The organism is Allobosea sp. RCC_152_1 (assembly GCF_041360765.1).
Taxonomy (GTDB): Bacteria; Pseudomonadota; Alphaproteobacteria; order Rhizobiales; family Beijerinckiaceae; genus Allobosea; species Allobosea spartocytisi.
On sequence record NZ_JBFUPU010000003.1, the window covers coordinates 103,527 to 114,408 of the forward strand.

Annotated in this window: 11 protein-coding genes; 5 read left to right on the forward strand and 6 right to left on the reverse strand. The window is 69.9% G+C overall.

Annotated features, from left to right (window positions below; genetic code table 11):
- Positions 1 to 65: 65 nt before the first annotated feature.
- On the forward strand, positions 66 to 317 hold the full coding sequence (locus tag AB6806_RS12350) for a hypothetical protein (protein WP_038360843.1): 252 nt from the start codon (positions 66 to 68) through the stop codon (positions 315 to 317).
- Positions 318 to 403: 86 nt separating this feature from the next.
- On the opposite strand, the gene AB6806_RS12355 is transcribed toward AB6806_RS12350, so the two are convergent.
- Positions 404 to 832 carry a nucleoside deaminase gene (locus tag AB6806_RS12355; protein ID WP_185747805.1) on the reverse strand — a complete coding sequence of 143 codons (429 nt, stop codon included), beginning with the start codon at positions 830 to 832 and terminating at the stop codon, positions 404 to 406.
- Between the two features lie 162 nt (positions 833 to 994).
- Between AB6806_RS12355 and AB6806_RS12360 the strand changes: the two genes are divergently transcribed.
- The 4 genes from AB6806_RS12360 (at position 995) to AB6806_RS12375 (ending at position 4,963) form a co-directional block, all read left to right on the forward strand.
- Entirely contained in the window at positions 995 to 3,190 is a 2,196-nt protein-coding gene (locus AB6806_RS12360) for a pseudouridine synthase (protein WP_142020117.1), read from the forward strand.
- A gap of 3 nt (positions 3,191 to 3,193) precedes the next feature.
- Positions 3,194 to 3,754, forward strand: coding sequence for a 16S rRNA (guanine(966)-N(2))-methyltransferase RsmD (gene rsmD, locus AB6806_RS12365; protein ID WP_142020116.1), 561 nt, complete (start codon positions 3,194 to 3,196; stop codon positions 3,752 to 3,754).
- 184 nt (positions 3,755 to 3,938) lie between these two features.
- Positions 3,939 to 4,592, forward strand: a complete 654-nt coding sequence (locus AB6806_RS12370; RefSeq protein ID WP_142020115.1) for a hypothetical protein — start codon at positions 3,939 to 3,941, stop codon at positions 4,590 to 4,592.
- On the forward strand, positions 4,589 to 4,963 hold the full coding sequence (locus tag AB6806_RS12375; RefSeq protein ID WP_142020113.1) for a DUF2019 domain-containing protein: 375 nt from the start codon (positions 4,589 to 4,591) through the stop codon (positions 4,961 to 4,963). The genes AB6806_RS12370 and AB6806_RS12375 overlap by 4 nt, the downstream gene beginning before the upstream one ends.
- 3 nt (positions 4,964 to 4,966) lie before the next feature.
- On the opposite strand, the gene AB6806_RS12380 is transcribed toward AB6806_RS12375, so the two are convergent.
- From AB6806_RS12380 to AB6806_RS12400, 5 genes are all read right to left on the reverse strand, one after another.
- Positions 4,967 to 5,446, reverse strand: a complete 480-nt coding sequence (locus AB6806_RS12380; RefSeq protein WP_038360837.1) for a VOC family protein — start codon at positions 5,444 to 5,446, stop codon at positions 4,967 to 4,969.
- Between the two features lie 147 nt (positions 5,447 to 5,593).
- Positions 5,594 to 7,399 carry a DNA mismatch repair endonuclease MutL gene (gene mutL / locus AB6806_RS12385; protein WP_142020111.1) on the reverse strand — a complete coding sequence of 602 codons (1,806 nt, stop codon included), beginning with the start codon at positions 7,397 to 7,399 and terminating at the stop codon, positions 5,594 to 5,596.
- Between the two features lie 50 nt (positions 7,400 to 7,449).
- Positions 7,450 to 8,745, reverse strand: coding sequence for a M16 family metallopeptidase (locus AB6806_RS12390; RefSeq protein WP_142020109.1), 1,296 nt, complete (start codon positions 8,743 to 8,745; stop codon positions 7,450 to 7,452).
- A gap of 58 nt (positions 8,746 to 8,803) precedes the next feature.
- Positions 8,804 to 10,093, reverse strand: a complete 1,290-nt coding sequence (locus tag AB6806_RS12395; protein ID WP_051987673.1) for a M16 family metallopeptidase — start codon at positions 10,091 to 10,093, stop codon at positions 8,804 to 8,806.
- A gap of 118 nt (positions 10,094 to 10,211) precedes the next feature.
- A complete protein-coding gene (locus AB6806_RS12400) occupies positions 10,212 to 10,874 on the reverse strand; it encodes a hypothetical protein (protein WP_038360834.1) in 663 nt (220 codons plus the stop codon).
- Positions 10,875 to 10,882: the final 8 nt, after the last annotated feature.

Genomic DNA, 10,882 nt, shown 5'->3' on the forward strand with positions numbered 1-10,882 from the left:
CCGTTAACCGCTCGCTAACCCTATCAGCGCAGCCTCAACCCGAAGCGACAGGAGCATGCCCCGCTATGGATGCCTTCACCATGGTCATCATGGCCTGCGTCTCGGGAGAGCCGCACTGCACCACCTCACGCATCAGCGAGATGGACTTCACCACCGCGCAGGCCTGCGAGGCGCGCATCGACGACATCACGCGCACCATGACCAAGGAATTCGGCAAGCGCCCCGAGTTCAAGGGGCGGCAGGTGACCTATGACGTCTCCTGCATGGACCGCACCCAGCTCGCCCAGAAGTTCGGCATCACCTCGTCCGATACCTGAGCGGCGTTCAGCCATCCCATAGCCCGCATCCTTCGCGACGCCGCTGACGCGGCTCCTCAGGATGAGGGCTGGGCTGTTCCCAAGCCCTACCGCCGCTCGCGGAAGAACTCCCGCAGCAGCGCCGCCGCCTCGCTCTCGCGCAGGCCGCCATAGATTTCGGGCTGATGGTGGCAGGTCGGGCTCTCATAGAGCCTGACGCCGTTCTCGACGGCCCCGCCCTTGGGATCAGCCGCCCCGAAATAAAGCCGCCGGATGCGGGCAAACGAGATCGCCGCCGCGCACATCGGGCAAGGTTCGAGCGTGACGTAGAGATCGCAGCCGATCAGACGCTCGCTGCCGATCGCTTCGCAAGCCAGCCTGAGCGCCAGCATCTCGGCATGGGCGGTGGGGTCCTTCAGCTCCAGCGTGCGGTTGCCGGCGCGGGCCAGCACCGCGCCGTCGCGCATCACCACCGCGCCGACCGGCACCTCGCCACGCGCGGCGGCCGCGCGCGCCTCGTCGAAGGCCAGCGCCATGGCATCGGTCACGGAAGGTGCTTGCGACAGAGACATCGAAAAACCCCAGCTTTGGCGCTCGCGGCGAGGAAAAGCCTCTGCTACAAGCGCCGGTCATAGCGAATAAGCGAGCCAGGCCCTTCCCGCAAAGCGGATGTGCAAAGGCCGGGCTCAGGAGCAGTCATGAAAGACGACGACAACAGCAGAGGCCGCGGCCCCCGCAAGGGCGGCGGAGCCGGCGGCCGTGGCGACGGCAAAGGTTTCGGTGGCAAAGGTTTCGGCGGCAAGAGCTTCGGTGGCAAGGGCCCGGGAAGCAGGAGCCCGGCTGGCCGCAGCGGCGAGGGTCGCGCGCCGGCCCGCGACGGCGCCGAGCGCAAGAACTTTGGCGAAGCCGGCGAGCGCCGCTCGTTCCGCGGCCATTCGGAGGGGGCTGAGCGCCCTGCCCGCCGCTTCGACAAGCCGGCCGAGGGTCGCGCTCCGCGCGCCGAGCGCCCCGCAGGCGACAGGCCGGCGCGGTTCAGGCCCGAGGGTGGGGCCCGCCCCTTCCGCGAACGCACCGGCGAGGATCGCCCCCGTCGCAGCGAGCGCGACGGCGAACGTCACGCCGAACGCCCCTTCCGCGCGCGCGGCGAGGCGGGAGACCGGGCGGAGCGTCCGGCACGGGGCGGGTTCGGCCGCCCGCCGCGCCGCAACGAGACCGGCGACGGCGAAAGGCGCTTCGAGCGTCCGCGCCCGCAACGGGCAGAGCGCGAGCCCCATCGCGAGGACCGGCCACGCCGCCCGCGCGAGGAGGCGCCCACGGAAGGCAAGCTGATCGCGGCGCAGGAGCCGGAGCGGATCGCCAAGGTGATGGCGCGCGCCGGCGTCGCTTCGCGGCGCGACAGCGAGGCGATGATCGCCGAGGGCCGCGTCAGCGTGAACGGCACGGTGCTGGAAAGCCCCGCCCTCGACGTCAAGCCGACCGACGTCGTGCTGGTCGATGGCGAGCCGCTGCCGGCGCGCGAGCGCACCCGGCTCTGGCTCTACCACAAGCCGCGCGGCCTCGTGACCACCAACTTCGACCCGGAAGGCCGCCCGACCGTGTTCGAGGCGCTGCCGGAAGACCTGCCGCGCGTGCTCTCGATCGGCCGGCTCGACATCAACACCGAAGGGCTCCTGCTGCTCACCAATGATGGCGGGCTGGCACGGGTGCTGGAGCTGCCCGAGACCGGCTGGCTCCGGCGCTATCGCGTGCGCGCCTTCGGCGAAGTCACGCAGGACAAGCTCGACACGGTTCGGGACGGCGTCGAGATCGACGGCATCCATTATGGGCCGGTGATCGCCCGCTTCGAGCGCCAGCAGGGCTTCAACACCTGGCTGACCGTCGATCTGCGCGAGGGCAAGAACCGCGAGGTCAAGACCGTGCTCGAGCATCTCGGGCTCGCGGTGAACCGGCTGATCCGCATCTCCTTCGGGCCCTTCCAGCTCGGCGAGATCGCGGAAGGCGAGGTCGAGGAAATCCGCTCGCGCGTGCTGCAGGACCAGCTCGGGATCGAGCTCGCGGCCAAGGCCGGCGCCGATTTCGAGGCGCCGCGCCGCGACATGCTGCCGACCGCCCCGCCCCGCGCCCCGGCCGGGGACGATCGTCCCCGTCGACGCCGCGACGAAGCCCGCCGCGACGACGAGAGCCCACGCCAGCTCCCGCGCGGCGACAAGCCCTGGACCCGAACCGTCTGGCGCGACGCCGAGGCCGCGCCGCAGCGCGAGCGCAAGGCGCCGCCCCGGCGCGGCGCCGATCCGAAGCTGGAACGCGAGACCCGCGAGGCGACCGGCACGGTCGCTCGCAAGCGCGACAAGGCGATCGCCGACCCCAAGGGCCGGCGCGTGCTGGTCGAGCGCATCAGCGCCGCACCGCGCGAGGAAACCGCTCAACCGGAGAGCCGGCGCAGGCCGGACCGCAAGCCCCGCAACGAGCGCGGCAGCGAGGATCGCGCGCCGCGCTCCTTCGAGCGCAGCGGCGGCGACAGGCCGGCGCGGCGCCCGCGCGAGGATGCCGGCGGACGCGACCGCTCCGATGAGCGCCCCTGGCAGGACCGCGCGCCGCGCGGCGAACGCCCCGAGCGCGCGCCGCGTGACGGCACTGAGCGCCCTGCCCGCCGCTTCAGCGAACGGCCGGCCGGCGACAAGCCGCGCGGCCGCAGCTTCGGCGACAGGCCCGGTGGCGGCGAGAAGAGCTTCGGCGCCCGCTCCTCCGAACGCCCGGCCGGGCGCAGCAGCGGCGAGCGCGGCGGCGGCAAGCCGTTCGGCGCACGCCCGTTCGGCAGCAAGCCGGGCGGCGGCGGACGTCCTGGCGGCGGCAAGGGCCCGCGTCCCGGCGGCCCGCGAGGCAAGCGCGACTAAGCGATGCGGATCGTCGGCGGACGTCTCGGCGGCCGGCCATTGGCCGGCCCGAAACCGGGGATCGGCAGCATCAGGCCGACCTCGGACCGCCTACGCGAATCCCTCTTCAACGTGCTCGTCCATGCCTATGACGAGGCGGTCGAGGGTGCGCGCGTGCTCGACCTCTTCGCCGGCACGGGCGCGCTTGGCTTCGAGGCGCTCTCGCGCGGGGCGGGCTTCGCGCTGCTGGTCGATGACGGCACCGAAGCGCGCGGCCTGATCCGCGAAAACCAGATGGCGCTGGGGCTGGCCGGCTTCAGCCGGATCTTCCGCCGCGATGCGACGAAGCTCGGGCCGATCACCGGCATGGTGCCCTTCGGCCTCGTCTTCTGCGACCCGCCCTATCGCAAGGGGCTGGGCGAGAAGGCGCTGGCCTCGGCCCGCGATGGCGGCTGGCTGGAAAAGGACGCGCTCGTCGTGCTGGAAGAGGCCGCGGATGCCGAGCTTGTCTTGCCGGAGGGTTTCGAAGAGCTGGAGCGGCGAGCCTATGGCGAGACGCAGGTGGTGATGCTCCGGGCCTTGTAACCCGCGCGAAGCGCTGAGCGGGGATTGGCGGCGACTTTATCCCCGGCCCCGCTGACGTGCTTAAGCTCCGTATCCGTCGCGGAGATCACACGCACGGATGCCCCTTCTCTCATCGATACAAGACCGGGCGCGAGCCGCTCGGCTGCGCCAAAGCAGGATCGCCAGCAATCTCGCCGGTGAGCGCATGATACGTGCGCTCGCACGGCTGGGAACGCTCGTCGGAAAGGCGGGCTTCAACGAAGATCAGCCCCGCGTTCCCGGTGGCAATGGGCGCGACAGCGGACGATGGAGGTATGTCGAGGGCTACGCACAGAGCCGGCAGCCCGGCATCGGCGACAATGGCGGCCCGTCGCTCGATCCGCCCAAGGACCCAACGAAAGATCGGTCACCGAAGATCAAGGCCGCCAAGGCGCTGGCCAAGGCAATCGCGCGCCAGGCGCTGAGACGCGCCGGCCCGATCGGCGCCGTCGTCACGGCGATCGAAGCAGGGCACTGGCTCTATACGGAGTGGCCCTCGATCCGCTCCTACCAGGACCAGCCGAAATCGCTTGAAGAGCTCAAGGAACAGGCCGGTAAGAAGCGACCAGGCTATGACGACCATCATATCGTCGAGCAAGGCGCGGGCGGACGCGAAGGTTTTCCGCGCTCCGGCATCGACGGCGTCGACAACGTTGTCAGTATTCCGCGATACAAGCATCATGAGATCACGGGATGGTACAGTCGCCCCAATCTGGAATTCGGGATGCAAGCGCCGCGTGACTACCTTCTTGGTCGAGATTGGTCCGAGCATGTCCGGGTGGGTCACCAAGCGCTACGGCAGTTCAAGGTGCTGAAATGAGCCGAAAGCACGATCTCAAGTCGCTGTCGAATGCAGAAATCCTTCAACTCTTCGAGCAGCTCTGCATCGAGCAATATGACGCCATCGAAGGCAACGAGAACGCGCGAGCCAACCGCCTGATCACAAGTACTTTTGCCATGGAAAACGAGCTCAAGTCTCGCCCGGGTGACCAAAGGCGCATCCTCATGAAGCTGTTCGGCCACCCCAACATGCAGGTTCGCTTGGCTGCCGCACGTGCCAATCTCGCCGTGGATTACCTAGCCGCGCGACGTGAGCTTGAAGCCATCGTCGACGAGCAATGGTTTCCGCAGGCCGGCGACGCCGGCATGACACTTTGGAATCTCGACCGCGGCTTCTACCGCCCGACCTGACCCTCACCCCCGCCTTGCCGCCTCGATCGCCGCCACGTCGATCTTGCGCATGTCCATCATCGCGGTGAAGGCGCGCTTGGCTTCCTCGCCGCCGGCCGCCATGGCCTCGGTCAGCACGCGCGGCGTGATCTGCCAGTTGACGCCCCATTTGTCCTTGCACCAGCCGCAGGCGCTCTCCTGGCCGCCATTGCCGACGATGGCGTTCCAGTAGCGGTCGGTCTCGGCCTGGTCGTCCGTCGCGATCTGGAAGGAGAAGGCCTCGCTCTGCTTGAAGGCCGGCCCGCCATTGAGCCCGATGCAGGGGATGCCCGCGACGGTGAAATGGACGACCAGCACGTCGCCCGCCTTGCCGGAGGGGAAATCCGTCGGCGCACGATGCACGGCCTGCACGGCGCTGTCGGGAAAGGTCTCGGCGTAGAAGCGCGCCGCGGCTTCGGCATCCTTCTCGTACCAGACGCAGATCGTGTTCTTGGCGATGGCCATGGTTCGTCCCTTCGCGTTCGATTCGGTTCCGGCCGTCCACGGCCGGGGTGGCGTTCGGCCTCCCTCAGCATGCTCATGGAATGCGCAATCGCCCGCAGCGTTCCATGAGAAGCACGAAAGGTTGATATCATCATATTTACAACGGCGCTACCGCCGTCCGAACAGCCGCTCGATATCCGCCAGCTTGAGCTCGACATAGGTCGGCCGGCCGTGATTGCACTGGCCGGAATTGGGCGTGATTTCCATCTCGCGCAGCAGCGCGTCCATTTCCTCGGGGCGCATGCGCCGGCCGGCGCGGACGGAGTTGTGGCAGGCCATCGTCGCCAGCACATGGTCGAGCCGTCTTTCGAGCGAACCGGCCGTGCCGTGCTCGGCCAGCGCGTCGGCGACATCGCGGACGAGGCGCTGGAGATTGCCGCCGGCGAGCTGGCTGGGAGCCTCGCGGACCAGCACCGCGCCGGGGCCAAAGGGCTCGATGACGAGGCCGAGGCCTTCGAGCTCGCCAGCCGCCGTGTTGAGGCGGTCGGCATCGACCGGGTCGAGCTCGACCACCTCCGGCAGCAGCAGGGGCTGGCGGGCGATGCCGGAGCGGGCGCGCTCGGCCTTGAGCCGCTCATAGACCAGCCGCTCATGGGCCGCGTGCTGGTCGACGATGACGACGCCCTCGCGGGTCTGGGCGACGATATAGGTTTCGTGAAGCTGGGCCCGCGCCGCTCCGAGCGGCCGGTCGAGCGCATCCGCCGAGGGTTCGGCCAGATGCGCGCGGGCATCGGCCGAGGCCGCGGCGAAATCGGCGAAGCCGGCTTGCGGGGCTGAAAACGATGTCGGCTGCGGCGCGCTCCAGCCGGATGTCTCCGGGAAGGCCGGGCGCGGGATGGCGTTGCCGCTGCCACCCATCGAGAGCACCGCGCGGAAAGCGTCGAGCGTGCGGGCGCCGCCGGTCGTGGTGGCGCGGTGGCCGGCGGCGGCGAGCGCGGCCTTCAGCCCCGAGACGACGAGGCCGCGCACCAGGGCGGGATCGCGGAAGCGCACCTCGGTCTTGGCCGGGTGGACGTTGACGTCGACCGAGCGCGGATCGCAGCCGATATCGAGGAAGAGCACCGGGTGGCGGTCGGAGGGGACGACGTCGGCATAGGCGCCGCGCACCGCCGAGAGCAGGAGCTTGTCGCGCACCGGCCGGCCGTTGACGGAGAGGTGCACGCCGGCCGAGGTGCCGCGGTGGAAGGTCGGCAAGCCGGCGAAGCCGCTGATGCCGAAGCCTTCGCGCTCGGCTTCGATGCGCAAGGCGTTTTCCGGAAAGTCGCGGCCGAGCGCGCGGCCGAGGCGGCGCAGCAAACCCTCCTCGCCGATGGCTTCCGCCGGCCAGTCGAAATTCCCGGCATGCTCGCCTTCGAGCGAGAAGCGGATCTCGGGATGGGCGATGGCGAGGCGCCGCAGCATCTCGGAGACGGCCTGCGCCTCGGCCCGGTCGCTCTTCAGGAATTTGAGCCGTGCGGGGGTGAAGATGAAGAGGTCGCTGACCTCGATGCGCGTGCCGGGCGCGGCCGCGACGGGACGGACCACGCCCTTCTCGCCGGCCTCGACGACGAGGCCCGCGCCTTGCGGGGCATCGTGGCGGCGGGTCGCGATGGAGAGCCGCGCGACCGAGCCGATCGAGGGCAAGGCCTCGCCCCGGAAGCCAAGCGAGCGAATCGCGAAGAGGTCGCCATCCGGCAGTTTCGAGGTGGCGTGGCGCTCGACGGCGAGCGCGAGGTCGTCGGGCGTCATGCCGGCGCCGTCATCGACGACGCGGATCAATTCGCGCCCGCCGCCGGCGATGGTGACGGCGACCGAGCGCGCGCCGGCGTCGATGGCGTTTTCGACCAGCTCCTTCACGGCCGCAGCCGGGCGCTCGATCACCTCGCCGGCGGCGATGCGGTCGACGAGAACAGGGTCGAGGCGGCGAACGGTCATGATTTGCAGGCGATTCCAGCTCTGCCGCAGTCTAGCGCCGAACGGACCGCTCAGGCGAGCCCGACCGGCCGCCCGACCGCCTGGACCAGCAGATCCGGATGGCCGAACAGGCGCTGCGCCACCCGCTTCACATCGGCGAGGGTGACGGCGGCGAAGCGCTCGTTGCGGGTCGCGAGGAATTCCGGCGTGTCGCCGCGCAGGGCCAGATTCAGCAACTCGCCGGCGATCTTGGGCGAGGTGTCGAAGCGCAGCGGATAGGAGCCGATGATGTAGCGCTTGGCCTCCTCGACCTCGTGCTCCGTCGGTCCTTCGGTCGCGAGCTTCAGCATCTCCTCGCGGATCACGGTCATCGACTCGGCCGCGCGGTCGTTGCGGGTCGCGGTCCCGCCGACCAGCATGGCGCTCTCGCGCAGCGGCAGAAGGCTCGAGGAGACGCCATAGGCGAGGCCACGCTTTTCGCGCACCTCCATGAACAGGCGCGAGGTGAAGGCCGAGCCGCCGAGGATGTGGTTGAGCACGCTCGCGGAGACAAAGTCGGGATCGTGCCACATCAGGCCGGGTCCGACGAAGCGCAGCACGGTCTGCGGCACGTCGAGGTCGATGACATGGGTCTGGCCGAGGCCCTGGATCGGCAGCGGCTGCGCGATCTCCGGGCGCGGCTCGCCCTTCGGCAACGCACCGAACAGCGCGTCGAGCCGCCCGGCAAGCTCATCGGCGCCGATATCGCCGACGACGACGATCCTGAGTCCGCTCCGGTCGAGAAGCGTCGGGGTCAGGGCATGCAGCGCCGGGGCCTCCAGCCGTGAGACGCTGTCGATGTCGCCCTTCTCCGGGCGGCCATAGGCATGGCCGGGGAAGGCCGCCGCATAGAGCGCGTTGCGGCAGAGCGATTCCGGATTCTGCGCCTGGCGCTGCAGGCCGGCGATGACCTGCGCCTTGACGCGGGCAACCGCATCGGGATCGAAGCGCGGCTTGTTGAGCGCGAGGCCGAGCAGCTCGAAGGCGGTCTCGCGATGGCTGGAGAGCGTCTGGAGATAGCCGTGGAAATCGTCGCGGCGGGCGTCGAAGCCGAGATTGATCGCATGATCGGCCATGCGGCCCTGGAAGGCCTCGGCATCGAGATCGCCGGCGCCCTCGTCGAGCAGGCCGGAGACCAGATAGGCGCCGCCGGCGGCATCGGCCGGGTCGCGCGACGAGCCGCCGTCGAAGGCGAAATCGATGGCGATCAGCGGGAGGCTGTGTTCCTCGACCAGCCAGGCTTCGACGCCACCGGGCGAGCGCACGGTCTTGACGTCGATGGCGGGGCCGGCGGTGTTGAGCTTCGGAGTCGGAATGGGCGCGTTCATGGCGTTTCCTGTCGGCAGGGCTCGAAGCCCCACCCTTCTCGGCATCGGAGGAGCGACGTCAGGCCGGCAGCAGCAGGCCGGTGACGCTGCGGTCGGGCCTGAGATAGCGGCGCGCCGCCTCGACGACCGCCTCGCGCGGCACCGCCTCGATGCGCTGCGGCCAGGCGAGCACATCGGCGACGGTCTCGCCGACCGCCAGCGCCGAGCCGAAGATCCGGGCGAGCGAAGCCTGGTTGTCGCGGGCGAAGACCGTCTCGGCGACGAGGCGCGTGCGGGCGCGGGCAAGCTCCAGCTCGCTCGGACCGTCGGCGAGGAAGGCCGCGAGCGCGGTGTCGAGCCCGGCCTCCAGCACCGCCATCGCGACGCCCGGGCGCGGGCTCACCGAGAGCTGGAAGGCGGCGCGGTCGACCATCGAGCCCATGAAATAGGCGCTGGCGCCGGCCGCCAGCTCCTCCTCGACGCAGAGCCTGCGATAAAGCCGCGAGGTGGTGCCCCCGCCCAGGATCTCGGCGACGAGCTCGAGCGCGAAGACCTCCTCGGCATTGCCGCTGGTATAGGTGGGCGTCAGCCAGCCGCGGCGCAGGGAGGGCTGCTGCACGCGCGGATCGTTGAGCTGGACGCGGCGCGAGGCGCGCGGATCGGGCTCGATCGGGCGCTCACGCACGGGGGCAGCGCCCCGCGCGGCGATCCTGCCATAGGTCTCCTCCGCGAGGCGGCGCACCTCGGCGGCGTCGGTATCGCCGGCGACGACGAGGATCGCGTTCTCGGGCGTATAGAAGCGCTGGTAATAGGCGAAGGCGTCGTCGCGGTTCAGCCGCTCGATCTCGTGCTCCCAGCCGATGATCGGCGTGCCATAGGGATGATGGAAGAAGAGCGAGGCCGAGAATTCCTCGCCGAGCTGGGCGGCGGGGTCGGAATCGACACGCATGCGCCGCTCTTCCAGCACCACGTCGCGCTCGGGCGCCACCACGCTCTCGTCGAAGGAGAGACCGGTCATGCGGTCGGCCTCGTAATCCATCATCGCGCGCAGATGCTCCTTCGGCACGCGCTGGAAATAGGCGGTGTAGTCGTAGGAGGTGAAGGCGTTCTCCTGGCCGCCAAAGCCAGCGACGATCTTGGAGAACTCGCCCGCCGGCCAGCGCTGCGTGCCCTTGAACATCAGATGCTCGAGGAAATGCGCGATGCCGGACTTGCCCGCCGGATCATCGGCCGAGCCATTGCGGTACCAGACCATATGGGTGACCACCGGCGCGCGCCGATCCGTCACGACCACGACGTCGAGGCCGTTGCCGAGCCGGAAGGATTCGACGGGCTCGGCCAGCCCGGGCTGGCGCGCATGAATGTTCACCGGATGCCGTCTCCCCACTCGGACAGAAAAGGGCGGGCACGATGCGCCCGCCCTGAAAGGAACTTGGTCAGGCGATGCGGTTTCGGCAAGGGGTCCCCTGCCGATCCCGCAACTCGGCCTATTCGGGCTGGATTTGCATCACCGGGCCCTGGCCCGTCACGAACTCGCGCTGGCCGACGGCCTGCTTGTCCTCGACCGGGCCACCGCGGCCGGGGCCGAGCACGGCGGTGTCGGCAGGCCGGCGATACCCCATCGGCGGCTCGATGAGCGTGGTGCGCTGCGGCTCGCTGCCATAGGTGAGGTTGTCCTCGGCTGCCTGGTCGCGCCGCGCGGCAACCTCCTTGCCGACCCGGATCGGCTTGATCTGGTTGTCGTAGTTGCTGTTGTCGCCCTCACGGATCTCCGGCTGCTGCGGACCGCGCGCCGAGGTGCGGCCCTTGCGCAGTTCTTCCTGCGACAGCATCGGGTTGTTGCGCGCCTTCTCGGTCAGCACATAGGGGGTGACGTTCTTCGCGTTCCTGCGGCGCTCGACATCGGGATCGGTCGGCCAGGCGGCGTTGCGGGCGCTCCCGGCGTCCTGCGGACGCGGCAAGGCGGAGTTCGGCGGCACCACGAGCGGGGCGCGCTCGCGATAGTCGATGTCGTCGCCCGGCCCCTTGCCGCCGACGACACCTTCCAGCAGGTTCTTGAACAGCATGCCTTCCTGAGCGAGGGCAGGCTGGGCCGCAAGCACAAGCCCGCCGGCGAGCAGCAGATGCGTCACGCGGATGCGTTGCGCCATGTCATATC

What these genes read in the sequence shown, in the direction of transcription:
- AB6806_RS12350 (WP_038360843.1), top strand. Translation starts at nt 66, where the DNA reads ATGGATGCCTTCACCATGGTCATCATGGCCTGCGTCTCGGGAGAGCCG.
- AB6806_RS12355 (WP_185747805.1), bottom strand. Translation starts at nt 832, where the DNA reads ATGGCGCTGGCCTTCGACGAGGCGCGCGCGGCCGCCGCGCGTGGCGAG.
- AB6806_RS12360 (WP_142020117.1), top strand. Translation starts at nt 995, where the DNA reads ATGAAAGACGACGACAACAGCAGAGGCCGCGGCCCCCGCAAGGGCGGC.
- rsmD (WP_142020116.1), top strand. Translation starts at nt 3,194, where the DNA reads ATGCGGATCGTCGGCGGACGTCTCGGCGGCCGGCCATTGGCCGGCCCG.
- AB6806_RS12370 (WP_142020115.1), top strand. Translation starts at nt 3,939, where the DNA reads ATGATACGTGCGCTCGCACGGCTGGGAACGCTCGTCGGAAAGGCGGGC.
- AB6806_RS12375 (WP_142020113.1), top strand. Translation starts at nt 4,589, where the DNA reads ATGAGCCGAAAGCACGATCTCAAGTCGCTGTCGAATGCAGAAATCCTT.
- AB6806_RS12380 (WP_038360837.1), bottom strand. Translation starts at nt 5,446, where the DNA reads ATGGCCATCGCCAAGAACACGATCTGCGTCTGGTACGAGAAGGATGCC.
- mutL (WP_142020111.1), bottom strand. Translation starts at nt 7,399, where the DNA reads ATGACCGTTCGCCGCCTCGACCCTGTTCTCGTCGACCGCATCGCCGCC.
- AB6806_RS12390 (WP_142020109.1), bottom strand. Translation starts at nt 8,745, where the DNA reads ATGAACGCGCCCATTCCGACTCCGAAGCTCAACACCGCCGGCCCCGCC.
- AB6806_RS12400 (WP_038360834.1), bottom strand. Translation starts at nt 10,874, where the DNA reads ATGGCGCAACGCATCCGCGTGACGCATCTGCTGCTCGCCGGCGGGCTT.